This is a genomic window from Streptomyces sp. NPDC093065 (assembly GCF_044754585.1).
Lineage (GTDB): Bacteria > Actinomycetota > Actinomycetes > Streptomycetales > Streptomycetaceae > Streptomyces.
Genome location: NZ_JBIVPJ010000022.1, coordinates 29,878 through 56,147, shown reverse-complemented (window position 1 = coordinate 56,147; position 26,270 = coordinate 29,878). Strand labels below are relative to the sequence as shown.

The 26,270-nt window shown below is 69.9% G+C and carries 31 protein-coding genes; 13 read left to right on the top strand and 18 right to left on the bottom strand.

What is annotated here, in order from left to right; genetic code table 11:
• Window positions 1-48: 48 nt before the first annotated feature.
• Both ACIQFU_RS30710 and ACIQFU_RS30705 read right to left on the bottom strand, forming a co-directional pair.
• Complete coding sequence (locus ACIQFU_RS30710; protein ID WP_402555821.1) at window positions 49-486, bottom strand: HNH endonuclease; 438 nt, start codon at window positions 484-486, stop codon at window positions 49-51.
• 104 nt (window positions 487-590) lie between these two features.
• Window positions 591-1,622: a GntR family transcriptional regulator gene (locus tag ACIQFU_RS30705; RefSeq protein ID WP_402555820.1), complete on the bottom strand. Its 1,032-nt coding sequence runs from the start codon at window positions 1,620-1,622 to the stop codon at window positions 591-593.
• Between the two features lie 306 nt (window positions 1,623-1,928).
• Here ACIQFU_RS30705 and ACIQFU_RS30700 point away from each other — a divergent pair, with 306 nt between their 5' ends.
• From ACIQFU_RS30700 to ACIQFU_RS30685, 4 genes are all read left to right on the top strand, one after another.
• Window positions 1,929-2,708: a GntR family transcriptional regulator gene (locus ACIQFU_RS30700; protein ID WP_356864779.1), complete on the top strand. Its 780-nt coding sequence runs from the start codon at window positions 1,929-1,931 to the stop codon at window positions 2,706-2,708.
• Window positions 2,705-3,265 (top strand): GNAT family N-acetyltransferase, encoded by a 561-nt coding sequence (locus ACIQFU_RS30695; protein WP_402555818.1) that lies wholly within the window; start codon window positions 2,705-2,707, stop codon window positions 3,263-3,265. Before ACIQFU_RS30700 ends, ACIQFU_RS30695 begins: the two co-directional genes overlap by 4 nt.
• Window positions 3,266-4,255: 990 nt before the next feature.
• A complete protein-coding gene (gene petE / locus ACIQFU_RS30690) occupies window positions 4,256-4,609 on the top strand; it encodes a plastocyanin (protein ID WP_402555817.1) in 354 nt (117 codons plus the stop codon).
• A gap of 339 nt (window positions 4,610-4,948) precedes the next feature.
• Window positions 4,949-5,182 carry a YozE family protein gene (locus ACIQFU_RS30685; RefSeq protein ID WP_391909139.1) on the top strand — a complete coding sequence of 78 codons (234 nt, stop codon included), beginning with the start codon at window positions 4,949-4,951 and terminating at the stop codon, window positions 5,180-5,182.
• Window positions 5,183-5,440: 258 nt separating this feature from the next.
• Here the strand turns inward: ACIQFU_RS30685 and ACIQFU_RS30680 are convergent, their stop codons facing one another.
• A complete protein-coding gene (locus ACIQFU_RS30680; protein ID WP_402555815.1) occupies window positions 5,441-5,938 on the bottom strand; it encodes a DUF5959 family protein in 498 nt (165 codons plus the stop codon).
• A gap of 103 nt (window positions 5,939-6,041) precedes the next feature.
• On the bottom strand, window positions 6,042-6,680 hold the full coding sequence (locus ACIQFU_RS30675) for a hypothetical protein (RefSeq protein ID WP_402555813.1): 639 nt from the start codon (window positions 6,678-6,680) through the stop codon (window positions 6,042-6,044).
• A 509-nt stretch (window positions 6,681-7,189) separates the two neighbouring features.
• On the opposite strand from ACIQFU_RS30675, the gene ACIQFU_RS30670 reads away from it, so the two are divergent.
• The gene (locus ACIQFU_RS30670) at window positions 7,190-7,639 is read left to right on the top strand and encodes a hypothetical protein (protein ID WP_402555812.1); all 450 of its coding nucleotides are present in this window, start codon (window positions 7,190-7,192) and stop codon (window positions 7,637-7,639) included.
• Window positions 7,640-7,728: 89 nt separating this feature from the next.
• On the opposite strand, the gene ACIQFU_RS30665 is transcribed toward ACIQFU_RS30670, so the two are convergent.
• The 3 genes from ACIQFU_RS30665 to ACIQFU_RS30655 all read right to left on the bottom strand — a co-directional run bounded on the left by ACIQFU_RS30665 (window position 7,729) and on the right by ACIQFU_RS30655 (window position 10,096).
• Window positions 7,729-8,352 (bottom strand): DUF6000 family protein, encoded by a 624-nt coding sequence (locus ACIQFU_RS30665; protein WP_402555811.1) that lies wholly within the window; start codon window positions 8,350-8,352, stop codon window positions 7,729-7,731.
• A gap of 672 nt (window positions 8,353-9,024) precedes the next feature.
• Entirely contained in the window at window positions 9,025-9,156 is a 132-nt protein-coding gene (locus ACIQFU_RS30660; protein ID WP_402555809.1) for a hypothetical protein, read from the bottom strand.
• 67 nt (window positions 9,157-9,223) lie between these two features.
• Window positions 9,224-10,096 carry an MOSC domain-containing protein gene (locus ACIQFU_RS30655; protein ID WP_402555807.1) on the bottom strand — a complete coding sequence of 291 codons (873 nt, stop codon included), beginning with the start codon at window positions 10,094-10,096 and terminating at the stop codon, window positions 9,224-9,226.
• 145 nt (window positions 10,097-10,241) lie between these two features.
• On the opposite strand from ACIQFU_RS30655, the gene ACIQFU_RS30650 reads away from it, so the two are divergent.
• Both ACIQFU_RS30650 and ACIQFU_RS30645 read left to right on the top strand, forming a co-directional pair.
• Window positions 10,242-10,433 (top strand): DUF6381 family protein, encoded by a 192-nt coding sequence (locus tag ACIQFU_RS30650; RefSeq protein ID WP_402555806.1) that lies wholly within the window; start codon window positions 10,242-10,244, stop codon window positions 10,431-10,433.
• A 201-nt stretch (window positions 10,434-10,634) separates the two neighbouring features.
• Window positions 10,635-11,399, top strand: coding sequence for a dienelactone hydrolase family protein (locus ACIQFU_RS30645; protein WP_402555804.1), 765 nt, complete (start codon window positions 10,635-10,637; stop codon window positions 11,397-11,399).
• 52 nt (window positions 11,400-11,451) lie between these two features.
• Here the strand turns inward: ACIQFU_RS30645 and ACIQFU_RS30640 are convergent, their stop codons facing one another.
• Window positions 11,452-12,930: an ATP-binding protein gene (locus ACIQFU_RS30640; protein ID WP_402555802.1), complete on the bottom strand. Its 1,479-nt coding sequence runs from the start codon at window positions 12,928-12,930 to the stop codon at window positions 11,452-11,454.
• A gap of 754 nt (window positions 12,931-13,684) precedes the next feature.
• Between ACIQFU_RS30640 and ACIQFU_RS30635 the strand changes: the two genes are divergently transcribed.
• A complete protein-coding gene (locus tag ACIQFU_RS30635) occupies window positions 13,685-13,885 on the top strand; it encodes a hypothetical protein (RefSeq protein WP_402555801.1) in 201 nt (66 codons plus the stop codon).
• Here ACIQFU_RS30635 and ACIQFU_RS30630 read toward each other — a convergent pair.
• From ACIQFU_RS30630 to ACIQFU_RS30615, 4 genes are all read right to left on the bottom strand, one after another.
• A complete protein-coding gene (locus ACIQFU_RS30630; protein ID WP_402555799.1) occupies window positions 13,866-14,351 on the bottom strand; it encodes a hypothetical protein in 486 nt (161 codons plus the stop codon). The genes ACIQFU_RS30635 and ACIQFU_RS30630 overlap by 20 nt on opposite strands.
• A gap of 89 nt (window positions 14,352-14,440) precedes the next feature.
• On the bottom strand, window positions 14,441-14,761 hold the full coding sequence (locus ACIQFU_RS30625; protein WP_402555798.1) for a transcriptional regulator: 321 nt from the start codon (window positions 14,759-14,761) through the stop codon (window positions 14,441-14,443).
• Entirely contained in the window at window positions 14,758-15,249 is a 492-nt protein-coding gene (locus ACIQFU_RS30620) for a hypothetical protein (protein ID WP_402555796.1), read from the bottom strand. The genes ACIQFU_RS30625 and ACIQFU_RS30620 overlap by 4 nt, the downstream gene beginning before the upstream one ends.
• Before the next feature lie 100 nt (window positions 15,250-15,349).
• Complete coding sequence (locus tag ACIQFU_RS30615) at window positions 15,350-15,751, bottom strand: signal peptidase I (protein WP_402555795.1); 402 nt, start codon at window positions 15,749-15,751, stop codon at window positions 15,350-15,352.
• A 246-nt stretch (window positions 15,752-15,997) separates the two neighbouring features.
• Here ACIQFU_RS30615 and ACIQFU_RS30610 point away from each other — a divergent pair, with 246 nt between their 5' ends.
• Both ACIQFU_RS30610 and ACIQFU_RS30605 read left to right on the top strand, forming a co-directional pair.
• Entirely contained in the window at window positions 15,998-16,378 is a 381-nt protein-coding gene (locus ACIQFU_RS30610; RefSeq protein WP_402555793.1) for a VOC family protein, read from the top strand.
• 123 nt (window positions 16,379-16,501) lie between these two features.
• Window positions 16,502-18,256: a serine/threonine-protein kinase gene (locus ACIQFU_RS30605; RefSeq protein ID WP_402555792.1), complete on the top strand. Its 1,755-nt coding sequence runs from the start codon at window positions 16,502-16,504 to the stop codon at window positions 18,254-18,256.
• Window positions 18,257-18,273: 17 nt separating this feature from the next.
• Here the strand turns inward: ACIQFU_RS30605 and ACIQFU_RS30600 are convergent, their stop codons facing one another.
• The 5 genes from ACIQFU_RS30600 to phoU form a co-directional block, all read right to left on the bottom strand.
• Window positions 18,274-19,143, bottom strand: coding sequence for a GyrI-like domain-containing protein (locus ACIQFU_RS30600; protein WP_402555790.1), 870 nt, complete (start codon window positions 19,141-19,143; stop codon window positions 18,274-18,276).
• A 72-nt stretch (window positions 19,144-19,215) separates the two neighbouring features.
• Window positions 19,216-20,481, bottom strand: coding sequence for a lanthionine synthetase LanC family protein (locus ACIQFU_RS30595; RefSeq protein ID WP_402555789.1), 1,266 nt, complete (start codon window positions 20,479-20,481; stop codon window positions 19,216-19,218).
• Window positions 20,482-20,546: 65 nt separating this feature from the next.
• A complete protein-coding gene (locus tag ACIQFU_RS30590; RefSeq protein WP_402555788.1) occupies window positions 20,547-20,909 on the bottom strand; it encodes an SCO4225 family membrane protein in 363 nt (120 codons plus the stop codon).
• A 163-nt stretch (window positions 20,910-21,072) separates the two neighbouring features.
• Window positions 21,073-21,228 (bottom strand): hypothetical protein, encoded by a 156-nt coding sequence (locus tag ACIQFU_RS30585; protein WP_402555786.1) that lies wholly within the window; start codon window positions 21,226-21,228, stop codon window positions 21,073-21,075.
• Between the two features lie 177 nt (window positions 21,229-21,405).
• The gene (phoU, locus tag ACIQFU_RS30580) at window positions 21,406-22,095 is read right to left on the bottom strand and encodes a phosphate signaling complex protein PhoU (RefSeq protein WP_402555785.1); all 690 of its coding nucleotides are present in this window, start codon (window positions 22,093-22,095) and stop codon (window positions 21,406-21,408) included.
• A 213-nt stretch (window positions 22,096-22,308) separates the two neighbouring features.
• On the opposite strand from phoU, the gene ACIQFU_RS30575 reads away from it, so the two are divergent.
• Together ACIQFU_RS30575 and ACIQFU_RS30570 are read left to right on the top strand one after the other, a co-directional pair.
• The gene (locus ACIQFU_RS30575; RefSeq protein WP_402555783.1) at window positions 22,309-23,580 is read left to right on the top strand and encodes a sensor histidine kinase; all 1,272 of its coding nucleotides are present in this window, start codon (window positions 22,309-22,311) and stop codon (window positions 23,578-23,580) included.
• The gene (locus ACIQFU_RS30570) at window positions 23,577-24,257 is read left to right on the top strand and encodes a response regulator transcription factor (protein WP_003974745.1); all 681 of its coding nucleotides are present in this window, start codon (window positions 23,577-23,579) and stop codon (window positions 24,255-24,257) included. Before ACIQFU_RS30575 ends, ACIQFU_RS30570 begins: the two co-directional genes overlap by 4 nt.
• A gap of 119 nt (window positions 24,258-24,376) precedes the next feature.
• Here the strand turns inward: ACIQFU_RS30570 and ACIQFU_RS30565 are convergent, their stop codons facing one another.
• Entirely contained in the window at window positions 24,377-25,090 is a 714-nt protein-coding gene (locus ACIQFU_RS30565; protein WP_402555781.1) for a DUF461 domain-containing protein, read from the bottom strand.
• A 633-nt stretch (window positions 25,091-25,723) separates the two neighbouring features.
• On the opposite strand from ACIQFU_RS30565, the gene ACIQFU_RS30560 reads away from it, so the two are divergent.
• On the top strand, window positions 25,724-26,206 hold the full coding sequence (locus ACIQFU_RS30560) for a CarD family transcriptional regulator (RefSeq protein WP_003953493.1): 483 nt from the start codon (window positions 25,724-25,726) through the stop codon (window positions 26,204-26,206).
• Window positions 26,207-26,270: the final 64 nt, after the last annotated feature.

Sequence of the window (26,270 nt, the reverse complement as noted above, 5' to 3'; positions counted from 1 at the left end):
GGCCGTTCATGGGTCGGGTCGATCCGTTCATCTGAGTGTTCACCTCGTTCACGCGGACACCGCCTCTCCAGTCGGGCCCGCACACGCACGCACCGGCCGGGGCGCGTGCAGACAGTCGGGCCGTACAGCCCGCTGCACGGGGCGGTGCGGGCTCGATTCGTGCAGATGGGGGGTCGACCGTGCGCCGGTCGACTCGGCCGCTCCTACGGCCCTCCGTCGGGGCGTGACGCCGGATGCGACGCGTGCCGTCACGCTGGTGAACGCCGTCTCCTGCGCGTGCGCGAGTCGTGCCAGCAGCGGCAGATCGACCGGGCGGACGACCGGTCGGGTCGGGTCGACCCACCGCAGCAGCACCAGCGCGAGCGAGAGCGGCAGCCGGTCGGCCTTGGCCTTGTTGCAGTCGACGCAGGCCAGCATCAGCGAGGTGACCGACCAGGACTGCCACAGCGAGTGCGGCGCGACGTGATCGAGGGTGGCCTCACTCAAGTCTGCGAACGGGCGGCGGCAGTAGGCACAGCGCTGCCCGTGCCGACGCGCGAGCTGTTCTTTACGCATGCGCCGCCGCGAGGAGTTGAGCGGGCGTCCGCGCCTCATGCCGCCTGCTCCATGTCGTCCTGGGAGCGGGCCACGGTGTAGCCGTACAGGCCGTTCGCCTCGATCAGGCCCTCACCGCGCAGCATGGCCCACGCGTTGTCGATCGTGCGGCTACCGACCCCGAAGCGCTCCATCAGGTCCTTTCGGCGCGGCAGGCGATCACCGGGCCGCATGGCCTTAATGTCCTCCCGCAGCTCGTCGGCGACCTGAGTGAACTTCGAGTTCGCCCGTCGACCGGTGGCCCTGGGCTTGCCTGCGGTCCGGGGCGTTGACACGCAGCGGGTGATCACGGCCACCGTGTCGTGGGACAGGCCGAGTCGCTCGCTGATCTCCCGCTTGCTCAGCCCCTGCTGCTTGAGCAGCAGCGCTTGGCGCTCCGAAGATTCCAGCCGCAGCAGTGCCTCACGCCGTGCCGGGCTCAGCTCCGCGAGCGCCCGGCGCTCCCACGCGGCCAGCGACTCCACAGCGACCGGCTCCCGCGAGAGCTCCGGGTTGTCGATCTGGAGGCGCAGAACGGCTGCCCGCGCCCGCAGCAGGGCCGCCGTGTCGCCACAGCCGAGGTGCTCGGCCATGGTGCGCGGGTCCAGACCGTCCAGCATCAGCAGCAGGGCCTCGCGCTCCTGCTCCGGCAGTTCCGTGACCATGGTGGCCAGGTAGGCGGGCAGTTCGACCAGCGCGCAGCCGCTCGGCATCATCGGGCACAGCCAGTTGCACGTCACCGGGTCTTCGAAGTCCACGGCCGTCTCGCCGGTGGAGTAGAGCCGGAAGTGGCGGCTGATCTCCTGCCGGACCCGGTAGAACAGCAGGCCGCCCATGTTCTCCACCTGCGCTTCTCCCAGCAGGCCACGGGCGCCCTCGCGAGCCACCTGCACCCACGTCCCCTGGGTGATGTCCTCAGCGAGCGTCCACACGTCCGAGCCGAGGTGGTCCCACTTCCTGAGCTGCGAGTACGCGTAACGCACCAGCCGGGCCCCGTACTCCTCGTACAGCGAACCGAGCCGCTCCGACTGCTCTGCCGTTAACGGCACGATCTCGCCCACACGCGTTTTGCGTCGACCGGCCGTCCGTTCCGTGATGGTTCCAGGCATGATGGATGAGCCCCTTCGAGGGTCAGGGGGCGGCGCGTCTGCTTGGCGGTAGAGGGCGCCGCTCCCTGCTGTTTTTCCACGCCCTTTTGGGCATGGCGGTGCCCCTGAGCAGGGGCATAGGAGTCTCGCACTCACTTCTCATGAGAAGTGATGCACTGACCATAGGCACCCGCGTCGGCGCCCGTCAACCACTTCTCATGAGAAGTCGCCGGTTCTTCTCATGAGAAGTTCGGCTAAGCTGAGGTCATGCCAAATCAGCGCCGCTCTGACACCGCACCGAGGGTCCACGAGATCGCCTCAGACCTGCGGCTTCGTATCGACGCGGGTGAGTTCCCTCCGGGCAGCAAGTTGCCGAGCACACGCATGCTGTCCGAGCACTACGACATCAGCGGGCAGGCAATCGCCCGAGTGATCTCCCAGCTCAAAGCTGACGGAGTAGTCGAGGGGCGTCAGGGCGCCGGCGTGTTCGTCCGTACGTGGCAGCCGCTCGTCTACCGGCCGCAGAGCGAGTTCCGTCGCAAGCCTCCGACGGTCGACATCTTCAAGAACCTCTTGGCCTCGGAGGGCAGAGACGGCGGTCAGACCATCGAGGTCACCACCGTGGTTCCTGACGAAGCAATCCGCCGGCGCCTCCAGCTCGATGAAGGGGAGTTGGCCGCAGTGCGCCGACGTACCAGCTACGTCGACAACGATGAGCCGTTCGCCACCGATGACTCGTACGTCCCCCTGAAGCTAGTTGAAGGCTCAGAGTGGATGACCGAGGGCAGTGTCGAGCGCGGAACTAATCAGGTGCTGGCCGAGCTTGGCGCTGAGCTGGTGCAGGCGCTGGACGAGCTTTACGTGCGGATGCCCAAGCCAGCCGAGGTGGAACGGCTCAGGCTCTCCGCAGGCACGCCGATCGCTGAACTGATCACGACCGGGCACGACCGTGACGGACGTCCGGTCCAGGTAACTACCTGCATCCTTCCTGGTGACCGTCACGTCGTGGTGTACGAACGAACCAAGCCGCCGAAGGACAGCGAGTGATCATCGAACCGGCCAGACTCGCCGATCTTCCTTACCTGCTCCGGTTTCGTTCGGATGCCGCCAAGTGGCTGGCCGCCCTCGGTACCGATCAGTGGTCAACACCCTTCCCGGCAGACCACATAGCGGCAAGTGTGCAGGCAGGGGAGGTTTTCCTCATCAGAGCGGCTGAGGGAGCTGAGCCAGCAGCCACGGTGACGCTTGACCACAAAACGGACCCCGAACTCTGGGATCTGTGGACCCCTGAGGAACGTGCAGAACCTGCGCTGTACGTGCACAAACTCACCGTCGATCGCCGCTACGCCGGGCAGGATCTAGGGGGCCGAATCCTTGACTGGGCAGGCGACCGCGCAGCGCGTCAGGGCGCGCGTTGGCTGCGTCTGGATGCCTGGACGACAAACACCCAACTGCACAAGTACTACGTGCAGCAGGGCTTCGAGCACCTGCGCACTACGTCTGATCCCGACGAGGTATCCGGCTGGATCGCCCAGCGCTCTGCCCGCCGCGTTCAGCACGGCTTCGACGATCGCACGCTCACTCACCGTTCGAGCGACCAATGACGAGCGGCCGTAGGCCGCGCATTCTCTGGCAGCTCGCTACGCTCGCGCCCTGACGCATCCGCCGCCGTGCCAGGCGCACGCCCAAACAAGAAGAGCAGCAGGGCGCCCGGTGCTCTTCTTGTCTGTGCTCGCCCTCCGGTCCGAGAGATGGCGTCCGCAGCGTCCGCAACCCGCCGTCTACTAAGAGGCGCTCTGACCTGCGGAAGGGCGCTCTTAGTGGCGGAACGCGGCCGGACGCTGCGGACGCTGGTGGACGCTATGCAAACTGCTTAGCGTCCGCAGCAACAGCGCAGGTCAGATGGTGCGAGAAAGGCCCGGCGGACGCTGCGGACGCTATTTTCCTCAACTCTCTAGGAGAGAAGGAGGCTCTTCAGCAGGGGGCGGGGCTGCCCTGTCCTGGGGAGACCCTCAGGACGGCAATCCAGGGGCGGGGGTGGATGCCGCCCGCCCTGAATTGCCGTCCTCGGGTCGTAGGTGCCGCAGCCGCGTACCAGGCCCACTTCCCACGACGGCCGGCGCGCGAGCGGAGCGAGCCGAGAGACTCGCGGCCGTAGGCCGCTCCTTCTTGCCCTTCTCTCCCAAGCGCCCGGCTCACCGGTCACGTTGAGTAGCGGTTTCCGGGTTTCCCGGTTTCCGACGCAGGCTCCTACGCGTGCGCGCGCGAAGACGGAAACTTCCCTCACGGAGCGTCGCTACGGGGCCTCTAGCGGCTCAGCGCCCGTCGGGGGTGTTGAACCGCCGGAACAGGGGGCCATCCGCTCCACGGGTCGCTCACGGCTTCCGGCGCCACCCTTGGGGATGCGTGACGCCCGTGGCTTTGTTCACGAAAACGGACAGCAGATGTTCACGACTTCGGGAGGCAAAAGAAGGCGTAGCTATTCGAACGCCTCGTATTCCTGTCACCCGCCTTGGTGATCATGAGGGCTTCTCCTTCAGGGCATGCTCCTCCCGAGCACGCGACGCTGCTCATCGTGGACAGAAGGAGCCAGCATGACCAGTGAAGCCGGTACTCGGATGCATACTGTCAAGATCGGTACCGACAGGGGTCTCCTGGCGTTCGATCCGAAGACCATCACGGCTGCTCCCGGAGACACCATCGAGTGGGTCATCAACAAGCTGGGCCCGCACAACGTCGTCTTCGACCCCACGCATGTGCCCGGCCAGGACAAGGCACTGGCTTCCATGCTCAGCCGCACTCCGCTGCTGGTGAACCCGGGCCAGACGCACACCACACGGATCCCTGCGGACGCACCAGCAGGTGAGTACCACTTCCACTGCACGCCCCACCGCGGTGCCGGCGAGGCAGGCAAGCTCATCATTGAGGCCCGTACCGAGGAGACCTGAACCTCCTCGTGCAGAAGGGCCCGCCTGATCGGTACGCGGTCGGCGGGTCCTTCGCCTTCAGGCGAACAGCAAACGCCAAACCCTCGGCTCTCGCGGTCAGGGTTTGTTCGATGCCTGGTCTACCCGAGTGCCTCCCGAAGTCGTGAACATCTGCTGTCCGTTTTCGTGAACAAAGCCACGCCCGCTTGTCGCTTGTCGCTTGTCGTGCGATCGGCAGGCCCTCAGAGCAACATACTGGGCACGCCTGACGCTCTGACCTGCGAGCCGACAAGCGACAAGACAAGCGACAAGCGACAAGCGGGCGGGTTAGCCCAGACACGGCGGCGGAAGGATGCTGCTATGCCCAAGCCCAAGACCTTCACTGCATGGTTGAAGACCCACGCCGATCACCGCACTGCCATTGGAGATCTGGCGCGCGACGTCTCCAATGACCCCGACTGGCCCTCACACAAGGGAAGGCAGGGCCAGCTTGACTACCTCGAAGAGCGCGGCGCCATCGACGCGGCCATCGAGACGCTCGAACGTGCCTGGTCTCAATACGAGGCGTACCGGGCTGCTCAAGCAGATACCTGAGCAGCCAGGAAGCCGGAACCTGTCTGGAACCTCCGAGGTCAACCAGCAACGACAGACGACGACCACTAACAACCGTCTGGCCGCAGGTCAGTTGCGGTGCAGCCCTCACTGATCAGGGCCAAACTGAGGGCGGTCGAAACCCAGGGCAAGAAGAAGTAGCCCGACACCAGCGAGCCCCCGCCCTGCCGTTTCCTGGCAGGGCGGGGGCCTTTTGGTGGAGCCGGGCGCTCTCGGGCCGTCCGGTGCCTGGTCGGGCCGTCAGGGGGTGCGAGCGCGCCGCCACTCGTAGGCGCCGGGGGATGTCTCGACGACCTCGCGGGGGTAGGCCGCGCGGGCTCGGGTGAGCAGGTCGCGCTGTTCGACGACCCACGTCGAGGGCGGCGCGAACAACGGGAGGGTGACGGTGACTCCTGACGCCGGACCGTCGTGCACGGACACCCGGAGCCCGCCGCTCTCGTCGGGCTGGAACTTCATCGAAGGAGTCCGCCCGGACGTGAGCCACGCGGCAAACCGGCCGGACTCCAGGGTGGCCAAGGTGTCCTCCCAGTCCTCCAGGTCCTCGGGGAGAAGGGTCACCGAGAAGGTGCCGTTGACGGATTCCGCCTTGACGGCGATCTCGCAGTCGAGGAAGTCGTGGCCGGTCAGGATTCCGGGTTGCCAACGGCCCAGGATGCGGACGGAGACACTGTGTCCGCCGCCGGTGTCGGGCCCGTCGGCCAGGTGGATCAGATTGATGGCGTCATCCGCCGGGTCCATGGATTCCCTCCCCGAAGCGACCAGGTCCGAGCATGCTGCCAGACCGTCCGCGGATCTCACGGTTCGGGGCGCAGACGCCGCGGACCCGGGTCCGGGACAGTGCCTAGAACGGCACCGGCGCGTCCATGGCCCGCAGGACCCCTATCTCCTCGGGTACCTCGCCGGTGCGGAGTGCCACGGTGAGTTCGGACAGGGCCGCACGATCCTCGCCGGTGCGGCCGTCGAAGCAGATCGTCTCCCCGTCCACGAGGAACGTGACCCAGAGCTGCGGGCGCCGTCGCGTACCCGAGTCCCAGGGCTCGTCCCAGGAGACGAACCGCGCGGTCGCGTTCTTGTGCGGCCACGCGTAGAGGCTGCCCTGCTCGCGTTCCGCGATGGCGCCGTGCTCGTAGACGTGCACCCACGCGCCCCTGGCCCGGAACCGGCCGATGATCAGCGGCACCGCCAGCCAGACGGTCAGCACGAGGCACACCAGCCCGGAGACGCCGGAGACGAGCACGCCCGTGACGGTGAGCCTGTCCCAGTGGTCGGAGTAGGTGCCGTGCCACGGGGTCGCCGTCCACGCCATCGTGAGGAACACGGCTGCGACGACCGGCAGCATCATCACGCCGACGGCCATGTCCTGGTCGTGGGCGCGGTTCACGCGGTACGAGGCGTGGTGGGCGCCGTACTTCTGCTCTTCGGCGATCCGCGCCGCCCGCTTCGTGTCCCCCCTGTACGGCGATCGAGGGTGTTCCGGCATCGTCATCAACTCCTCATACCCGCCCCAGAGTCCCAGGCCACCACCACGATGTACACCCGGCGCCGACACCGCCGCACACGGCCCCGCGTGACGCACGGATGGCTTACGGTGGCCGTCACGCGTAGCAAGCAGGGGGGACCGTGAGCACACCACCGCCGCCTGAGAGGCCACCGCGCCCGGACGAAGTGCTTGCCTTCCACAATGGGGACACGCTGGAGAACATCCCAGTCGTCCGCGACGCCGCACCCCCTCGACCGGCGAGGTTCCCTTGGAAGGCGACGATCGCCGGGGGAGCCGTCGCAGCCCTTGCCGGGGTGTGCCTGGCCCTGGTGCTGCATCAGCAGACGGGCTCGGGCACCAGGGACGGGAAGGCGCTCCCGGGCGCAACACGCAGCACCCCAGAGACCGGCCGCGGACCCGGCGACACCTCCCCGGTACCGGCGGCGCAGGCTTCGCCGTCGAGTGCGGCACCGTCCCGCTCAGCGGCTGCGACGCCGTCGTGCGTCCCGGTGACCTACAAGACCCCTGCCGGTCCGGCCGGCTGCGAGCCGAAGGCCGATGTCTGTGCAGCCGGGGCACCCTGGTACGTCGAAGACATCGAGGGACTGTGCGGTGGTCCCGCGCCTCTCCAGGCCATTCACGTCATCTCGCAGCCCGCCACCGGTGGCGACCCCGGGTCCACCTACTGTCTCGCCTGGACGGGCAGCAGCGACGGCGCGGGAAGGGACGCCACCCTTCTGATGAACGCGGCCGGATACCGGTGTGGCGCCTATCTGGTCGGCTCGGATGGACAGGCGATCCAGGCGGACGGCACTTCGGTCTTCTCGGACAGCCCCCAATCCTGTGAGGGGTCCTACTCGGGCACCAGGATCACCTACCCGGGCGTCCTGGACTTCCCGAACGAGGACGGCGCGCGGCCCCCCACGTACGTCTGTGTCGCTGAGAACTCGGGCGCCTGAGTGGGGAACAGCGGTGATGCGAGCCGTGGCTTCCCGAGTCGAGGGCGCCGCGCGCTGAGCGATGGCGGTGGGCCTGCTCGGCAGGGGCCTCATGTCAGCCTGTCGGGGCAGTGCTTCGCCGCTACGTCCACGCAGGCGCAGAGCCGCCCGATGAATGCCCGGTAGGCGTCAGGAGCCTCGCGGTCCTTGCTGGGCGGCCCGTCGACCCACTGCTGCCAGAGCCCGCCAGGGGTGAGGAACCGGGCCGCGTGGTCAGCACCGAGCTTGGCGTCGAGCCGCAAGAGCGCACCGAGGGCGGCTGTCTGGTCGTAGTGAAGGTCGGGACGAGGCAGATAGCGGTCGAGGTAGGCCTTCAGGATGTCGGCGTCGGCAGAGGTGCCGAAGGAGGCCAGGGAGACGCAGTACGCCTGGCCCACGAAGGGCCCTTGGCTGGCGAGCAGGAGTCCGCCGAGGCGTTCCCGGAACTCGGTTCTGCCGCCAACGGCGATGAGCCAGGCCGCCGCCGTGCACTCGCGCCATCCTCGGTCGAGCAGCGCACCCAGTTCACGAGGACTGATCTCGCCCGCAGCCCTGCCCAGCTTCCGCAGGAACGTGTCCCGGTCGCGCTCACTCATCCCGAGGAGGGCGCCGCCGAGCTTGAGATACCGACGGCCGGGCGTGACATAGCGGCGGATCAGCCTGTGCTGCTCTTGCTCTTCATCCGTGCGGCGCATGCCGGCATCGTCGTACTGACGAAGCTCTCAGACCAGCAGTCCGGTCCGAGAGCCCGGGGACCATCACCGCAGTTGGCATGCGTGCGCCCCCTGGCAACCCCCTTGGGCCACCGTGCACCACTGCGTGGAGCAGTGCGCCTTCCACAGAGGACATGTGCCCGGCAATCCTGCATGGGTCCGGACGACGGTCGAGACCGGGGGTGGCAGACATGGCTCGTACGCAGTCCAGGTGTGGAGCGCTTACGGAGAAGGGCACTCGGTGCCGGCGGTTGGCGATGGCCGGTGCGTCGCGATGCAACCTGCACCGTGGCGAGTGGTCGTCGTACGCCGTCGAGAAGCGCAAGGAAGCCGAACGCAAGGCGAAGGCACGCAAGCGGCGCAAGTAACCCCAGCCGGGTGTGAGGTGACATCCCTGGCCGACATCAACGACAGCGGACAGCGGCGGCGCGGCGGGGCGCGGTCTCACACGGCCACGGCCGCCCCGCGCAGCACGGGTGGGCAGGCGGTCAGACCGGACTCCTGAAGCGGCGTTCTCTCATCTGCCGTTGGCTCACAGCCCCTCTGTTCCTGGACGAGGCCACAGGCGAGGGGAAACGACTCCAGGAACTCCCGCCGTACGGGGCGTCGTCGCGGCTTTCGAGAAATCAGGCGGTGTTGGCGGCAGGCTCGGCCTCACGAGTAGAAGCCGGTCCCGTACTCGACGCGGCCGCAGTTCAGGTGGTCACGGAGGATCTTGATACCCAGGATGATTTGGGTGCTGACGATTTGCTCGTCGGCGACGTCGACTGTGGTGCCATCGGTCATGACCGTGATGGAAGCCGTTGGGCGGTGCACCGGGCACCAGGGTTTGACCGGCGAACCGCCTCGGAGGTCACGTCGGCGGGAGTTTCTGCGGTTCGGCGTTGCCCCACTCCTGGACGACCGCCTCGTCGCCGACCGACAGCTTTCCCGGCGTGATCACGGAGAACTTGGCGCCGAACACCACGCCGCCGCTTGCCGCGCGCCGGTAGGTCGCGAGGGTGCGCAGTGGCTCCGGGCCCCGCCTTGCTCCGGCCTCCTGGTCGACCAGAGTGACGGCACAGCGCACCGCGAGCTTGGCATAGCCCAACTCGGCACCGCCGACGGAGATGCGGCGTGCGCGGTCCTCGGCGTGCGGCAGGGCGGCCCAGTCGCTGTCGACGACGATGTTCGGGCGGAAGCGGCTCATCGGCAGGGCCGGGGCGCCGCGTTCGGCCAGCCGCTGGTTGAGGAGGGCGAGGGAGGCGCGGGACAGGAGGTGCACCGCGCTGCTGTCGGCGTAGCCGGACGGGCCGGAGGTCAGGCCTTCGGTGATCCGGTTGTGCTCCGGCGGTACGCGGACCAGGCGGCTGGGGGTGCCGAGGAACTCCGACAGCCAGGCGGAGGCTTCGTCACCCTGGTCGATCCCCTGGTAAGCGGTGCCGAACAGATCGACGTCGCGGCGCGGTGCGGAGGTCGTCACGTCGAGGCACAGCGTGCCGAAGCGGCCCGTGCCGTCCCCACCGTCGGCCGCGGCAAGCGTGAGGCGAGTGCCGTCGGTGCTGACGGCAGGCAGGATCAGGGCGAGGCGGGGATGCCGGCGTTGTGTGCGGAAGGTTCCGTCCTCACTGATGACCATGAAGCTGCGGTCGTGGGCGAGGCCCGCCGGCGTCAGGAGCGCGTCGCTCATCGACGTGCCCGCACATCCCTTGACGGGATAGCAGATCAGATCCACGACGTTGGTCATGCGTCGCCCCCTTGGTCCGCGACCACACTAGAACGTACGTCGTTGCCGGACGACAGCAGCACGGGTAATGCTCCAGATGCGGAGCGTATCTGCGTGTGATTCGCTGGTATGCGCAACTGCCGCTCACGATGCGAGGACGGATCACATGAGTGCAGGCGGAGAAGCTCGCGCCCGACTCCAGCAGATGCGCGACAAGGCCCAGGAACTGAACGCCGCCGCGGAACGCGCCGACGACCCGGACGAGCGGAAGAGGCTCAAGGAGAAGGCCCAAAGGCTGCAGAGCCAGAGTGAACAGGAAAGCATGATGCGGGCCGGGGACATCTATCCCTCGGAGTGAGGAAGCCGTGGGCTACGGTGTGGAGTCATGACTACCGGGACGGCCTCGCGCCACACACGGATTGGTGACCCGGTGCTCTTCTGAGTGCCGTACGGGCCGATGCGGGCCCGCTGCCCGACCGAAGAACCCGCGCTGCCGCGAGGTCTCCGCCTCCTTCGTGTTGATCACAAGCTCGACACATCAACCACGACAGGAGAGTTCATGCCCACCAGGTCCAAGTCGCTGCAGATCCCTACCGCGGACGGACAGGCCGACGCGTTCGCCGCCTTCCCCGGCGGTGGGGAGCGGCACCCGGGGGTGCTGATGTACGCGGACGGCTTCGGGATCCGGCCCGCGCTGCGGGAGATGGCCCGCGAACTGGCCGGGCACGGGTACTACGTGCTCGTGCCCAACTTCTTCTACCGGCACGGCCCGGCGCCGGTCATCGAGCTTCCCGAGTACATCGGAGAAGAGGCCCGGGGTGCGGTGTTCGCCCAGCTGATGCCCTTGATCGAGGCGCACACCGCGGAGCGGGTGCTGCGTGACGCCGACGCCTACCTCACCTTCCTCACCGCTCAGCCCGAGGTCGGTCCTGGACCGGTCGCGGTGACCGGCTATTGCATCGGCGGCCTCCTGGCGACGCGCACCGCAGTGGCCCACCCGGGCCAGGTGGCCGCCCTCGCCGCATTCCACGCTCCCGTGGGAGCCGACGGACCCGACAGCCTCGCCAAGCTCACCGCCGAGGTCCACTTCGGCCACGCCGAGAGCGACTTGACGCCCGAGGGCCTCGGCGAGCTCGGCCAGGCCTTGGACACGGCGGGTGTCGGCTACACATCGGAGATCTACCCCGGCACCGTCCACGGCTTCACCATGTCCGACACCGACTCCTTCGACGCCGCCGCGCTGCGGCTCCACTGGGACCGCCTGCTGCCGCTTCTCGGCCGCACCCTGGGTCGTGGTGGGGATCTCGGTCGCTCGCGTCGTTGACGGGTGCGCGGTCGGTGCTGACAGGCTCGGTTCGACTCTTCGGCCGGGAGCCTCAGGGCCCTGTCATGGCATACAGCGTGTGCAGGTCGATCAGACGTACGTCCGGTGAGGTGGCGGCGGCGTGACGGGCCTTGGCGTTGAAGCCGGCGCCGCTGAAGCAGAGGAGCTGGGTGTGGCTGGTGTCGTAGCGAGAGGTTCGGGCGATGATGGCCCGGATGTGACGCAGCCGGTCGATGTGGGCGATGCCCATCGTGTCGTTCCACTTGACCTCGCCGATCGCCAGGAGTGGGGCCTTGGCCCCGTCGGCGACTCCGACGACGGCGACGTCGACCTCGTGGGACGTGCGCGCCGACGGATCGCTCACGACGCCCTGGCCGACGTGGGCGGGAAGGCCGCCGAGACGGTCGGGGTCGGCGTGGTGCAGTGTCCACTCACGGCAGACCTGTTCGAAGTGGGGACCGAGGACGTTGGCCACGAAGCGGCGGCGGCTGGCCTGCCAGACCCGGGCGGCGCTTCCGGGGCGCTCCAGCTGCGGCCAGACCGGTCGCATCACCGCGTGGTAGAAGGCGATCAGGGGCTCGGAGATGCGATACGTGGAGCGGTTGGTGCGGAAGGCGTCGGCTTCGCGCCGGAGCAGGCCGGAGTCCTCCAGGACATTGATCGGGTGGGCGATGTCGGTGGCCTTGCGTTCCAGGTAGCCGGCCATGCCGCCGCGCGTGGTGTTGCCCTCTGCCACCGCACCGAGCACCGAGAGGTAGAGCGCGGTGTCGCGCAGGTCGGGTTCCTCGGCGAGCAGGTAACGGGCCTCACGGAAGAGTGGGGTCTCCGGGTTCAGTACGGTGCGGATGACCCAGTCGTCGAAGTCGTCCGGCCCGGACGGGCTGTCGCCGCGCGCGAATTCCCGGCGATATGCGGGGGTGCCGCCCACGACAGCGTGCACCTGCAGGGCCAGTCGTGGATCGTCGATCCCCCAGAACCGCGCCGCCTGCCGGTGGTCGAGGGAACGAACCACGAGTTCCAGGCCTGCCCGGCCGCGCAGTGGAGCGCTTCCGGACAGCAGGCGGCCCATGAACGACAGTGCCGAGCCGCAGAGCAGCAATCGGGCGCGGGAGCCGACGCGCTGTTCCCGCAGTGGCCGGAGCGCGTTCTGAATGATCGACGGCAGTTCCGGGTTGGCCTTGGCCAGGTAGGGGAATTCGTCGATCACGACCGGCACTGGTCGTTCTCTGCCCAGAGCGAGCAGGGCGTCCACCGCCTCGTGCCAGTCGGCGAAGTGGTACGGGCTGGCGGGACGGTCGTGTGCGGTGAGGGCGGTGCTCAGTCGGCGCAGGGACTCGGCGTCGGTAGCCTCTGTCGCGCCGAAGTAGAAACCGCCTGCCGCTTCGCAGACCGCCTCGAGCAGGAATGTCTTGCCTTGGCGCCTCCTTCCGGAGACGACCCCCAGGGTCGCGCCCGGGTGAGCGTCGGTTACGAATCGGGTAAGAGCCGCCCACTCGTGGTCGCGGTCGAACATGTCGAGGGGCTTTTCCACGCGACCGTCCCATCTAGTAGGGGTACGTTTTTATAAACTGTACTCCTATAAAGTGCTGCCAGACGAGCTCCCGGACAAAGAGGCGCGCGGTCGGCTCTGGCAGGTCATCCGCTGGCCATCGACGAAGCCCGACCGTCGGTTGGGTCCCGGACGATTCTCCGGGCCGCCCCCAGACAGGCCGGGGATGCAACCATTCCTCACAGAGCTGGAACCCCCGGAAGCCGACCGCGCGCTCGAAAGCCTAAAGGCCGGCACTGACAACGGGCGGGTGGGTGGGGGCCGTTCACGGCGCTGCGTCCGGTGGCGGGTGCACCGGGGGACGTCGGGTCGGAGATCGTCATGCCGCTCCGACCGGAGAATGAGTATCTCTGGCTTCGTTGCGGACCCTTCCGCGGGCGCATGCGCCGACGGGAGCACGCACGGCCGTCCTGGGGTCCAATGTGGCAGGGCCAGAGTGGGTGCCAGTCTCCAAGAGGTCGCAATCGGTCCCCGAAAACGGAGTCGTCCTCGTGGTCACCAGCGTGCTGCCGTCCACCCCTGCACGTCCCTTGATGACCGCACCCGTCCCTCTGTGGGCACGGCGCGCAGCGGAGGCGGCCCTGTGGACGTCCCTGCTGCCGGCGCCGTGGCGTTTCGCTGTGGTGATCGGTGTTCCGCTGGGGCTCGCCGACTCCGAGTACAGGTGTGGCCGCGGTGGGTCCCGGGCCTCCGCGGACGGCGGGTCCCCGTACTCGCCGCCACGATCCCCGCGGCGTTGGGCGTCCTCGCCTGCACGGTCTACGGGGTGCTCTTCGTGTGGACGACGCTGCACGCCGACATGGCGATCACGCGGTGGGGGGAGTGGGTGATGACGTTCTGTTACGTGCCGATCGTGGTGTGGGGGCCACTGTTGGCTGTCGTCACCGTGCACAACTACCGGCGTCGCACGCGCCCGGTCAGCGAGACCATCGCTTGATGACCGCTGCCGGGGACTCCGGGGCGGCCCACACCTGGATGCGGACCTTCTCCGTGGTCTCGGGGCTCTGGTCCGAGTCGACGTCGGCCTGGACGGCCTGGGCCAGGTTGCTCTGGGACACACGGACGCGGTTCCAGCCTGACGCCACGTCGAATGTGGCCGCATCGGGGCCGTAGTCCGTGCAGCCCAGGACCATCAGGCGCCCCGACGGCACATCGAGCCCGGCCTCAACCACGTGATCGAATGCCGGACTGTCGTCGCTCGGCTCCTGGGACAGGAGGGCGACGGTGACGAACACGTTGACGTTGACCGTCGTGCCGATGCCCAGCGCGTCCTGCGCCACCGCCAGGTGATCGGCAACAGCCTGCTGTGTCCACGACTCGCTCAGATCGCCGTGCCCATCCGCGTCGCACACGTGTATCTGGAAGTAATCGGCGAAGAGGGTCAGCTCTGTCGTTGTCGTCATGGCGGCACAGTGTCACGCGGCGCCGACAGCCGGATGTGCGGCAGGGGGCCGTCGTATTCCGGGTCCTTCTGGCGTCGCGATCACGCCGGTCAGGGAGCCTGGTCCGGTGGTTGCGTGATCGCGCGGAGGGCCGTCAGGTGTCCCTGGTACGCCGTCCGGCCCTGCCGGGTCAGGCGGAGCCAGACTCGTTGGCGGGTTTCGCGGACGGCCTTGCGCTGCTCGACGTAGCCGGCGTCCATCAGTACGGTGACGTGCTTGCTCAATGCCGAGGCCGATAGGCCGAGTTGCTTTTGAATCAGGGCGAACTCCGCCTCTCCCGCGATCTCGAGGAGGGCGCAGATGCGCAGGCGGTGCGGGGCGTGGATGGTCGTGTCGAAGCCTTCCAGCGGGTCGCCGCCCTCGGCGTTCACGCGGTCCTCCGGTGCAGGCGGACGAAGGTGAGGTGGAAGCCGGCGGAGGCGGCCGCGCCGAGCAGGGAGGACGCGATCAGCCACGCCGGTTGGTCCGTGGCGCTGAAGGCGAACGGGCCCCCGACCAGGAGGAGTGGAAGGCCCACCACGAGCGGCACGGTCGCGCGCTTCGGCAGTACGTCCAGCCGGAGGGCCACACCGGTCTTGTCGCGCCACGACTTCGTCGCGACGGCGAGGAGCGCCGCGTAGAGCGCGGTGATCGCCAGCATGGTGGCCATCCAGGCGGGGCGCGGCAGCAGCCAGTCCCGGTCGGTGATGATGCCCGCGAGGATGATCGGAAGCACGGCGGTGTAGAGCGTCAGCGTGATGAAGAACCAGGTCGGCCATGGTGTGGCCGTCAGTGCCGCCGCCGATGCCCGGACGCGGTCGGTGTCGGCCAGGGCGGCGCGGGCCTGCTCCGGCGTGAGGGGTGCCTCGTTTGTTTCCATGATGGAAACAGTAGCAGTCTATTTCCGGCGTGGAAAGTCTCGGTTTTCCGGTGTGGCAAGTGGAGGGGGTGACCGGCCGGAGAGAGGCGCGGGGACGGCCTCAGTCTCCGGCGGGCGACGTCCCGGAGGTGCCCTCGTCGGCGGTGACCGCGTACCCGGGCACGGACGGCCACCGCACCGTCAGCACCACGGACTCCTCCTCCGCGTACCAGGAGTGGTCGACGCCCCTGCCCCACACGACGTAGTCGCCCTGCTGGGCCAGTACGACGCTGCGGCCGGGGAGTTCGACGCGGAAGCGGCCGCTGACGAGAACCTGCAGGGCGGTGCGCTCCTCGCCGGTGACCCAGTGGGCGCGCTCGTCGCCCTTCGGGTGGACGCCCCACTTGATCTCCACGTCCTCGCTGTGCCGGGGGTCGGAGGCGTCCTTGAAGTGCCCCAGCAGCCACCCCCGGTCCAGTGCCGCGTCCTTGCCCGCGTTGCCCACGTACACGCTGTCCGTCATGGCTCCGGAAGCTAGCAGCCGGCGCCGCCTTCCTCGCTCTCCGAGCTTGCCGGGTGCTGACCGGAGCGACGACACGTAGTTCGCCGCCTGCGGACCCGATGAGACGGCGATCACCGAGTTGCGCCGATGGGCACGAGCGGGGCGTGTCCGTGTCGCGGCGAAAATCCTTCGCACGCGACCCGCTCGCCGGGTACGGTCGCCAGCGCGTTCGTGCCGGTGTTTCCCACGTGAGAGCAGGTTGCGTTCATGGCATGCCGGATCAGTGAACTCGTGCTCGGTTGCCGCGACCCCGAGGCGCTGGCGCGGTTCTGGTGCGAGGTGCTCGACTTCGTCGTGCTCGACCGTGAGGACAACGAGTACTTCGAGATCGGGCCGCGGGAAGGGTTCGGCGGGCCGCAGCCGACGATCATCCTCAGCCGCCGGGACGAGCCGGAGCCCGGGAAGTCCCGGCTGCACATCGACGTCAACGCCACCGACCGGGACCAGGACGCCGAGTTGGAGCGCCTGCTTGCGCTCGGGGCGCGGCCCGCTGACATCGGGCAGACCGGCGAGGAGCAGTGGCACGTGCTCGCCGACCCCGAGGGCAACGAGTTCTGCCTGCTCAGGGCCCGGCTCAACCCGCTCTGACCGGGCCCCGCGCCGTCCCTGGCGTCCGGTTCCCGGCGGAATGAGTTCCCGTACTCATGTGGCCGGACCGGGCGCTTGCTACGTTGTGGCCCACTTCGTGGTCACGGCGCTCAGGGGGACGGCATGCGGTCGACCGGTGGCACGGGCGGCACGGGGAGTACGGGGGGACTCCAGGGGCTCAGACCCGGTGATCCGGTGGAGATCAGCGGCTATCCCGTGCACGCCCGCATCGGCGAGGGCGGCATGGGCACGGTCTACCTGTCGCGCACCCGGGGGAACCGGCCTGTCGCGCTCAAGGTCATCCGCCGGGAGTACGCCGAGGACCCGCAGTACCGGCTCCGGTTCGAGCAGGAGGCGAGGGCGGCGCGGAAGGTCGCCGGGTACCACCTGGTCCCCGTCCTCGACTTCGACACCGAGGCCGAGCAGCCGTGGATCGCGTCCGCCTACCAGTCGGGCCCGGCCCTGTCCGACGTGCTCGACGCCCACGGCCCGCTCCCGATGGCGGCCGCCCTCCAGATGACGGGGTGTGTGGCGCGGGCCCTGCACGCCGTGCACACCGCCGGGTACGTGCACCGGGATGTCAAGCCCAGCAACGTCCTGCTCGGCACGGAGGGTCCCTGGCTGATCGACTTCGGCATCGCGCGCTCCGTCGCCGCCACCCGGCTCACCACCGCAGGGGGCCTCGTGGGGACGCTGCGCTACATGTCGCCGGAGCACGCGCGCGGGGCGCGGCCGGGGCCGCCGAGCGACGTGTTCTCCCTCGGCCTGCTGGCCGCGGTCGCGGCGACCGGGCGTCATCCCTACGGCGACGCCGGTGACGTGGCCGTCGCCGCGCTGATCGCCGGTACGGGCAGCCATCCGCCCGTGCTCGACGACTATCCGGAGCCCCTGCGGCACATCCTGCGGGCCGCGCTGGCCGCGGCGCCGGACGAGCGGCCCGACGCGGCCTCTCTGGCGGCTCTGTGCGAGGAGGCGGCGGGGCGCTCCCTGGCCGATTTCGACGAGTGGCTGCCCGGACCGGTCGCCTCCGTCGTTGCCGGGATGGAGGAGGCGGTCACCGCCGTCGGAGGCAGCGCGTCCGTCTCTGGCCCCCCTTCAGCGGCACCACCGGCACCACCGGCACCACCGGCATCATCGGCATCACTGGTCCCGGCCGTACCGCCGGCCGCCGGGTTCGGGCCGCCGCCCCCCATGCCCACGGTGCTCGTCCGTCGCCGTCCGTCGCCGCCCGGACGGCGGCACCCACGGGCGCTGACCGCCGGTGTCGCCGCCTTCACGGCCGTGGCCCTGACCGTCACCGCCGCCGTGGTGTGGCAGACGAGGAACGACGGGAAGCAGGCGTCCGGGAAGCCGAACCCCGGGGGGCCGACCGGCACCGGCACCGGCGCCGGTACGCCGTCGCAGCAGCCGGCCGGGAGCGGCGGACAGCGCCAGGTGCCCTACGCCCCCGAGGGCTACCGGCTGCTCTTCGCCAACAAGCCCTTCACCTTCGCCCCGCCCTCCCGGAACGACCAGGCCAACCACCTCGACCTCGACATTCCCCGGGCCACGTACATGGAACGCGCCGCGCTCCCGGGACCGGCGGAGCTCGTGTACAACTCCGACGGCTGGCTGGGCAGCATCCTCGTCGTCGTCGGGGAACGGAGGACCGTCTGCACGGAGGAGCAGCAGACGGCCGTCCTGTCCCACCCGCTGCCCGCCGCCGAACTGCGCCTGGGCCGGCAGGTCAAGGTCGGCACCATCCTGTGCTCCATCACCAGCAACGACAGCGTGGCGGAGGCGGAGATCACCGACATCGTCCCCGGGGAGGGCGGGACGGGGCTGCCGACCTTCAAGGGGTACGTCAGCGCGTGGAAGCGCCCTCCGGTGAGCGGCTGAGAACGGGCGGGGCCGGCTCAGGCCGGTTCCACCGGCAGCCACAGTTCCGTCGTCGCCGTCGTGAAGTCCTCCGCGCGGTCCAGGACGGTGACGATCGACGGGCCGGGGCGCAGGCGCCAGGGGTTGGAGGGAAACCACTCGGATGCGGTGGCCGCCCAGGTGGTCTGGAGGGCGTCCGGGAAGGGGCCCGAGCTGCGGAAGACCGCCCAGGTGCCGGCCGGGACCTCGATGGCGTCGAGGTCGTCGGGGGCCGGGGTGCCGGCGGAGACGGCCACGCCGTGGAGGTAGGTCAGTTCGGTGCCCTCCGCGCTGTCCTGGGCCACGTCGTCGCAGACCTGGAGCAGGCCCGCCGGGTCCGTGTCGCCCAGGGACCTCAGGCGGACGTGGGCCTCCGGGGGCAGCGCGGCGACGTGCTCCTGGATGTGCGGGTTGACCCCCTCGTGGATGAGCGGGACGCGGGTCGCGTGGCCGAGCAGGCGGAACGCGGGGCGGTCGGTGAAACGGGTGTCCATCGGGGTGCTCCCTTCGACGGTCAGGCGGAACCTGAGCTGCGGCTGTGTCCGAAGGGGGCCTCCGTCGCGGCGTACGTCGCGCGGGGCGGCGCCGTGCACCGACCGGAACGCGCGTCCGAACGCCTCCGTGGAGCCGTATCCGTACCGGACGGCGATGCCCAGCAGGTCGTCCTCGCCCCGTACGACATCGGCGGCGGCCACCGTCATGCGGCGCCGGCGGACGTACTCCGACAGCGGCATGCCCGCCAGCGACGAGAACATCCGGCGCAGGTGGTACTCCGTGGTGCCGAGTGCCGCGGCCAGCGCGGGTACGTCCGGTTCCGCGCCGAGGCGGTCCTCGACCAGGTCGGTCAGGTCGTTGAGTGCCGAGATCACGTGGGCCTCCCTTCGGCGTCCACCGTGGCAGGGGGCACACCGGCGGAGCCCGATCGCCGCGGTTCGCTTCGGTCAGGCGGGCGGCGACACCGGGGGCTGGTCCGGCCACGTGAAGGCGTACCCGGGGGCGTCCCCGCGGGCCAGGCGTACGTAGCGGAGCAGTTCGCGGACGATGCCCGCGGTGCCCATGGCCCAGCCGGGCTGCGGTTCGAGGTCGCCCGGGGCGGACCGGAAGTCGAAGTTCGACCAGCGGGCGCCCTCGCGGTCCCGGGTCGCGCGGGCGGCCAGGTCGGCGACCAGGACCTCGGCGAAGCCGTACGCGTCCCGCCGCTCGGCGATCCGGTCGCAGGCCAGGGCCAGGACGCCCGCCGTGCCGCAGCAGCGGCCGTTGTTGTCCCAGAAGCCGGGGCGCAGCCGCCGGGGGAGGCCGGAGTAAATGACCGTGTGCCAGCAGCGGTCGGCCAGGGCCGTCCAGGCGGGGTCGGACGTGACGTCGCGCAGGGTGCGGAAGAGCTGGGCGTCGCCGGCCGGGCCGTGGCACCAGCCGTAGCTGAAGGGCTCGATCACCTCGGGGTGGAACTGCGGGGTGGAGTGCGGGGCCAGGAAGCCCTCGGGGCCCGCCGTGTCGCGGGCCACGACGTCGGCCGTGGCGGACAGCGCCAGGTCGAGCAGGTCGCCGCGGCCGGTGGCGCCGCCGACGCGGGCCAGGGCCAGGGCGATGCCGAGGGTGCCGTGCGAGACGTGGTGCAGGCGGGAGGTGACGCCGGTGCGGTGGGGCCAGTGGACGCCGTTGGCCGTCCGCTCCGCCGTGCGCAGGTACGGCTCCACGGCCAGGACGGCCAGGTCGGGGTCGCCGGCCAGCAGGGCGCCCAGGCCGATGCCCGCGTTACCGCCCATCAGCTCGAAGAGCTCGCCCCAGCGGGTGCCGTCGAAGCGGGAGCGGACCAGGCGCAGGGCACGGTCGGCGGCCTCGCCCGAGGCACTGTCGTCCAGCGCGGTGTGGACGGCGCGCAGGACCAGGGCCAGGCCGGTGCGGCCGAAGTACAGCGAGTCGTCGTCCATGTCGTCGACCGGCCCCGCGAGGGCGCGGGCCGCGCGCAGGGCGGTGTCGGCGTACGCGTCGTCGCCGAAGTGGCGCCACGCCTCCAGGAGCGTGGGGATGTTGCCGGCCGTGCCGTTGTAGAGCATCGGTTCGACGGCGTCGTCCGACGGTGCGGCCGGCCAGGCGAGGCCGCCCTCGGGGGTCTCCCGTGCCGTCCTCGTCAGCCACCGCAGCCCGTCCACCGCGATGCCCTCGACCTCGTCGACCGCCACGACCGTGGCTCCTGGTGCCGTCATGCGGTCACTCTCGCACCGTGGTGCGCCCCGGGCCAGGTCCAGACCGGGTGCCCCGGGGGCCGGAGTCAGCTCGCCGTCGTCAGGTGCCGGCGGTTGCCCCGGCGCCCGCGCAGCGTCCGCCACACCGCGCCCAGGGCCAGCGACTGGACGAGCGCCGAGAGGACGATGCCGCCGACGAAGAACCACGCCGGGGCGTCGCCGCCCCAGCCCGCCTCGCCGAGCCAGGCCACGAAACCGAAGGCCGGGAAGGTGAACAGGGCCGGCCAGACCCAGATGAGGGACGCGTCGGGGCCGGCCCCGAACAGGGGCTCCGCCGCGGCGACCGCCATCGCGCCGCCCACCAGGGCCAGATAGGCCGCCGAGGCGCGGTTGGCGACGGTCAGGCGGGTCAGGGTGCGCATCCGGGTGGTGATCGTGCTCTTCGTCATCGGGATCGGGCTCCCCGTGGTCGTCGTCTTCGTCCGGCTTCCTGTTTCCAGGGTCGGGCGAGAGCGGGTCCGGGGGCCTGAGTACCCGTACTCAAGTGGTAAGTCCGTCGTACGGCAGTCGTGCGGCGCCCGGGGTGCCGGCCGCCGCCGTACCGCTGCCGCGTCAGCCGCACTGGCAGGGGCTGCCCGACTGGCAGCCGCAGCCGCAGCCCGAGCCGCAGCCGCAGGCGGCGACCAGCGGGAGGCTGCGGATCTCGGCGGGCTGCTCGGTGGGGCGTTCCTGTGCGGGGTCGGGCTTCGTGCTGGGGGAATCGGCCATGGTTCCTCCTGGAAGCGGGTGCCTGGGGCCCGGGGACGCTGGATCTCCGGGTACCTGGATCTCCGGGTCTCCGGGTCTCCGGGTCTCCGCGTCCATTGCACGCCCCGAACTGCCGTCGCATCAACGGCGCACTGGGGCGCGCGTTCACCCCAGTGCGCCCTTGACGCGCGGGTGCGTTCAGGCTCCCTCGACCTGCGTCGCCGGCTGGATGTCCGACTGGCGGTCGTCCGCGTGCTCGCCGGTGACCAGGTAGACCACCCGCTTGGCGACCGCGACGGCGTGGTCGGCGTAGCGCTCGTAGTAGCGGCCCAGGAGGGTGACGTCGACCGCCGTCTCGATGCCGTGCTTCCAGCGGTCGTCCATCAGGTGCTGGAAGAGGGTGCGGTGCAGGAGGTCCATCGCGTCGTCGTCCTGCTCCAGCTGGAGGGCCAGGTCGACGTCCTTGGTGATGATCACCTCGGCGGCCTTCGCCATCAGGCGCTGCGCGAGCTGGCCCATCTCCAGGATGGTCGCGTGCAGGTCGTGCGGCACCGCGCGCTCCGGGTAGCGCAGCCGGGCCAGCTTGGCCACGTGCTGGGCCAGGTCGCCCGAACGCTCCAGGTCGGCCGACATCCGCAGCGAGGTGACGACGATGCGCAGGTCCGTCGCCACCGGCTGCTGCCGGGCCAGCAGGGTTATCGCCCGCGCCTCCAGCTCGTGCTGGAGGTCGTCGACCTTCTGGTCGGCCTCGATGACGGCCTCGGCCAGCTTCAGGTCGGAGTCGAGGATCGCGGTCGTGGCGCGTCCGATGGCCGACCCGACCAGCCGGGCCATCTCCACCAGACCGTCACCGATCGAATCAAGTTCCTCGTGGTACGCGTCCCGCATCAGGATTCCCTCTCGTACGTCCGTTTAAGGGGCTCGAAGACGCCCTCGCGGCCTCGCCGTGCCCCCACGCTTACACGTTCCGTCCTGTACGCGTCCGTTTCCGGCACCCCAAATGAACCGTCCCTGGCTCCAAGGTGAACTCTGGGCGACGAGTGTTCGAGGTCGCACCCCGATGGCTGGGGCGGGACGGTTCGCCGTGCCTAACCTGGAGACATGGACGTGAACGCGGCGGTCGCCGCACTGGCGGCGATCGCCGGAGTACTCACCGGCGTCATCGCCGTGCTGGCGTTCCGCTGGAGCGAGCGTGAGCAGAAGCGCCCCACCCGCACCTCGCTCCACACCGACCCCGTGCTGCCGCCCGGCGTCGACACCGTCCTGTCCGTACTGCGCTCCTCCGCCGTCGTCCTCGACGAGGCCGACGCGGTGGTCAAGGCCAGCTCGGCGGCTTACGCCCTCGGCCTGGTCCGGGGCGGCAAGCTCGCCGTCGAGCCGATGCTGCAGATGGCCAGGGACACCCGGCGCGACGGGGAGATACGGCAGGTCGAGCTGGACCTGCCGCGGCGGGGCAACGGGCGCGGGGAGGCACTGGCCGTCTCGGCGCGCGTCGCGCCCCTCGGGTCGCGGCTGGTGCTGCTGCTGGTCGAGGACCTCACCGAGGCCCGTCGCATCGAGGCCGTACGGCGCGACTTCGTCGCCAATGTGAGCCACGAGCTGAAGACACCGGTGGGCGCGCTGTCGCTGCTGTCCGAGGCCGTCATGGACGCCGCGGACGACCCGGAGGCCGTGGAGCGGTTCGCCGGGCGAATGCAGATCGAGGCGACCCGGCTGACGAACCTGGTGCAGGAGCTCATCGACCTCTCCCGGGTCCAGAACGACGACCCCCTCGACGACGCCGAGCCAGTCCGGGTGGACGAGCTGGTCGCCGAGGCCATCGACCGCTGCCGGCACGCGGCCGGCACCAAGCAGATCACCATGGCCGCCGGAGGAACGGCGGATCTGCACGTACGCGGCAACCGCGGCCAGCTCGCCGCCGCCCTCGGCAATCTCGTCGAGAACGCCGTCAACTACTCGCCGGCCCGCACCCGTGTCGGCATAGCCGCCCGCCGCGTCGCCGCCACCGGCGGCGACCTGATCGAGATCGCCGTGACCGACCAGGGCATCGGCATCTCGGAGAAGGACAAGGAGCGCGTCTTCGAGCGCTTCTACCGCGTCGACCCGGCCCGCTCCCGGGCCACCGGAGGCACCGGCCTGGGTCTCGCGATCGTCAAGCACGTGGTCGCCTCGCACGGCGGGGAGGTCACGGTGTGGAGCGCCGAAGGCCAGGGCTCCACCTTCACCCTGCGACTGCCGGAGGCGGGCCTCGCCCGCGACCGCGCGCAGCAGCGGTCCGACCGCTCCGGGCTCAGCGACGAGACCGAGCGGTCGTCTTCATCCCCCCATACATCCCCGTACGAAACGTTTCCCGCCCCGGAGGTCCTTCCGTGACCCGTGTGCTCGTCGTCGAGGACGAGGAGTCCTTCTCCGACGCCCTGTCGTACATGCTCCGCAAGGAGGGCTTCGAGGTCGCCATCGCGACCACCGGCCCCGACGGACTCGACGAGTTCGAGCGCAACGGCGCCGACCTCGTGCTCCTCGACCTGATGCTGCCCGGCCTGCCGGGCACCGAGGTCTGCCGCCAGCTGCGCGGCCGCTCGAACGTTCCCGTGATCATGGTGACCGCCAAGGACAGCGAGATCGACAAGGTCGTCGGCCTTGAGATAGGGGCCGACGACTACGTCACCAAGCCCTTCTCCTCCCGCGAGCTGGTCGCCCGCATCCGTGCCGTACTGCGCAGGCGCGGCGAACCGGAGGAGGTCGCACCGGCCGCCCTGGAGGCCGGGCCCGTCCGCATGGACGTGGACCGGCACGTGGTGACGGTCGGCGGCACCAAGGTCGACCTGCCGCTCAAGGAGTTCGACCTGCTGGAGATGCTGCTGCGCAACGCCGGCCGCGTGCTGACCCGCATGCAGCTGATCGACCGGGTCTGGGGCGCCGACTACGTCGGTGACACCAAGACCCTCGACGTCCACGTCAAGCGGCTGCGCGCCAAGATCGAGCCCGACCCGGGCGCGCCGCGGTACCTGGTGACGGTCCGCGGGCTGGGCTACAAGTTCGAGCCGTAGGCCGGCCCATCGGCCCATCGGCTCGCCGGCGCGTGCGGCCGGCGCCGGACACGGAGAAGGGCGGGGCCTCGTGGAGAGGTCCCGCCCTTCGGCGTACGTGCGTACGTGCCGTACGGGGCTCAGTGGCCGGCTTCGGTGCCCGTCTCCGTGCCCGTGCCGGTGCCGTCCTCCTGGGAGGTGCCGGACCCGTTCGCCTCGCCGGAGGCGGAAGCGCCGTCCGCCGGGGCGCCCGAGGACTCGCCGTCGGACGGCTCGCCCGAGGTGTCGGCGGAGGCTTCGCCGGAGGGCTGCGCCGAGGCGCCCGGGGCCGACGGGACGTCGCTCGGGCCCCATCCGGAGAAGTAGCTCTCGGCCGGGACGACGAGCGCGCGCAGGCTCACCTCGCCGGTCTTGCTGAAGGTGAAGGTGATCTTCTGCGCGTTGCCGTCCTGGAGCGCCTCGCGGCTGCTGGGCAGGACGGCGGCGGCGTTGTCCTTGCCGCCGAGGATCAGGGAGCCGCCGGCCGGGACGGTCAGGTCGCCCTTCTCGCCCTTGGCGGGCTTCAGCTCGGCGGACTTGCCGGTGCCGGGGACGGCGACGGACTCGAGGGTCTGGTCCGTCGTGCCGTTGTTGAACAGGGTGACGGCGACCACGGCCGGGCCGGTCGACTCCAGATCGGGCTGCGTGATGACGACCGCGTTCTGGACCTCGATGTCGCCGACGGACGTCGCGGCGTGGTCCGGCTTGATCTCCAGCGTCTGGGCGTTGTGACCGGCACCGCACGCGGCGAGCGAGGCGATCGAGAACGCGATGGCGGCGGCGGCGAGGGCACCGCGTCGAAGGCTGCTGCTCACGGCGGCGGCAACTCCTTGGACTCGAGCGTGGTGGCGGCAACGGATAAAGCCGCCCTAAGTGGCTGTCAGCGGCCTTAGGCTACCGAGCCGTTCTCGGGCCGCCGCACCCGACCCTCCCCGAAGCCACCCGGCTTCGCCCGGCAGGCGGTAGGGCGCGGGCGCGGTCGGGGATCGTTCCGTGCGTCGTTTTGCGGCGCGTACTCGTCCGACATTCAGCTATGAAGCCCTCCGCCATACCGGTCGCGGATCGGTGCGCGAAATTTCCGTGAAGGAATGCGCGGGCGGCCGGGAAATTGATCACCGGCCGCCGGCCGGGGGCGCCTCGTGATCAATTCCGGATTCGTCCGGAACCCCGCCACGGCCTCCGAACGGAGTAGCGGAAGTCGCACGCGTGGAACCGGACATATCGGGATCTTCGGGCGTGTGGCGGGGGCTCCGGGAGTGTGTGACGTGCGTGTTTCGCCCGGCCCGGAGAGCCGCTCCGACCTGCGAATACTTTCTTCCGCTCGCCCGGTGCAGCACGTTCCTGTTGCTGTTGTCAAGCCCCGAGATATGCCCTGACCTGCGAAAACGCCATTCAGTAGACGCCGTTTCCGTGTTACCCTGGATAGCCACGGAAGGGGTACCTGTCACATGACGTTCAAGGTTGGCGACACCGTGGTCTATCCCCATCACGGGGCCGCGCTGATCGAGGCTATCGAAACTCGCCAGATCAAAGGCGTGGACAAGACCTACTTGGTGCTGAAGGTCGCTCAGGGCGATCTGACGGTACGTGTGCCAGCGGACAATGCGGAGTTCGTCGGCGTGCGTGATGTGGTCGGTCAGGACGGGCTGGACCGGGTCTTCGAGGTGCTGCGCGCGCCGTACGCCGAGGAGCCCACGAACTGGTCGCGTCGTTACAAGGCAAACCTGGAGAAGCTCGCCTCCGGCGACGTCATCAAGGTCGCGGAAGTCGTACGCGATCTGTGGCGCCGTGAGCGCGAGCGCGGACTCTCCGCAGGTGAGAAGCGCATGCTCGCCAAGGCCCGCCAGATCCTGGTGAGCGAGCTGGCTCTCGCGGAGAACACCAACGAGGACAAGGCGGAGGCCCTGCTCGACGAGGTGCTCGCCTCCTGATCCGACTGGATCCGAGGCGAGGCGCAGACCGTCAGCCACTCGGTTCAGCGCACTGAAATGCCGC

Excerpts from the sequence above, each read along its gene's own strand:
- ACIQFU_RS30700 (WP_356864779.1), top strand. The coding sequence starts at position 1,929 with ATGCCAAATCAGCGCCGCTCTGACACCGCACCGAGGGTCCACGAGATC.
- petE (WP_402555817.1), top strand. The coding sequence starts at position 4,256 with ATGACCAGTGAAGCCGGTACTCGGATGCATACTGTCAAGATCGGTACC.
- ACIQFU_RS30685 (WP_391909139.1), top strand. The coding sequence starts at position 4,949 with ATGCCCAAGCCCAAGACCTTCACTGCATGGTTGAAGACCCACGCCGAT.
- ACIQFU_RS30680 (WP_402555815.1), bottom strand. The coding sequence starts at position 5,938 with ATGGACCCGGCGGATGACGCCATCAATCTGATCCACCTGGCCGACGGG.
- ACIQFU_RS30675 (WP_402555813.1), bottom strand. The coding sequence starts at position 6,680 with ATGCCGGAACACCCTCGATCGCCGTACAGGGGGGACACGAAGCGGGCG.
- ACIQFU_RS30665 (WP_402555811.1), bottom strand. The coding sequence starts at position 8,352 with ATGCGCCGCACGGATGAAGAGCAAGAGCAGCACAGGCTGATCCGCCGC.
- ACIQFU_RS30660 (WP_402555809.1), bottom strand. The coding sequence starts at position 9,156 with ATGACCGATGGCACCACAGTCGACGTCGCCGACGAGCAAATCGTCAGC.
- ACIQFU_RS30655 (WP_402555807.1), bottom strand. The coding sequence starts at position 10,096 with ATGACCAACGTCGTGGATCTGATCTGCTATCCCGTCAAGGGATGTGCG.
- ACIQFU_RS30650 (WP_402555806.1), top strand. The coding sequence starts at position 10,242 with ATGAGTGCAGGCGGAGAAGCTCGCGCCCGACTCCAGCAGATGCGCGAC.
- ACIQFU_RS30645 (WP_402555804.1), top strand. The coding sequence starts at position 10,635 with ATGCCCACCAGGTCCAAGTCGCTGCAGATCCCTACCGCGGACGGACAG.
- ACIQFU_RS30630 (WP_402555799.1), bottom strand. The coding sequence starts at position 14,351 with ATGACGACAACGACAGAGCTGACCCTCTTCGCCGATTACTTCCAGATA.
- ACIQFU_RS30620 (WP_402555796.1), bottom strand. The coding sequence starts at position 15,249 with ATGGAAACAAACGAGGCACCCCTCACGCCGGAGCAGGCCCGCGCCGCC.
- ACIQFU_RS30615 (WP_402555795.1), bottom strand. The coding sequence starts at position 15,751 with ATGACGGACAGCGTGTACGTGGGCAACGCGGGCAAGGACGCGGCACTG.
- ACIQFU_RS30610 (WP_402555793.1), top strand. The coding sequence starts at position 15,998 with ATGGCATGCCGGATCAGTGAACTCGTGCTCGGTTGCCGCGACCCCGAG.
- ACIQFU_RS30605 (WP_402555792.1), top strand. The coding sequence starts at position 16,502 with ATGCGGTCGACCGGTGGCACGGGCGGCACGGGGAGTACGGGGGGACTC.
- ACIQFU_RS30595 (WP_402555789.1), bottom strand. The coding sequence starts at position 20,481 with ATGACGGCACCAGGAGCCACGGTCGTGGCGGTCGACGAGGTCGAGGGC.
- ACIQFU_RS30590 (WP_402555788.1), bottom strand. The coding sequence starts at position 20,909 with ATGACGAAGAGCACGATCACCACCCGGATGCGCACCCTGACCCGCCTG.
- ACIQFU_RS30585 (WP_402555786.1), bottom strand. The coding sequence starts at position 21,228 with ATGGCCGATTCCCCCAGCACGAAGCCCGACCCCGCACAGGAACGCCCC.
- phoU (WP_402555785.1), bottom strand. The coding sequence starts at position 22,095 with ATGCGGGACGCGTACCACGAGGAACTTGATTCGATCGGTGACGGTCTG.
- ACIQFU_RS30575 (WP_402555783.1), top strand. The coding sequence starts at position 22,309 with ATGGACGTGAACGCGGCGGTCGCCGCACTGGCGGCGATCGCCGGAGTA.
- ACIQFU_RS30560 (WP_003953493.1), top strand. The coding sequence starts at position 25,724 with ATGACGTTCAAGGTTGGCGACACCGTGGTCTATCCCCATCACGGGGCC.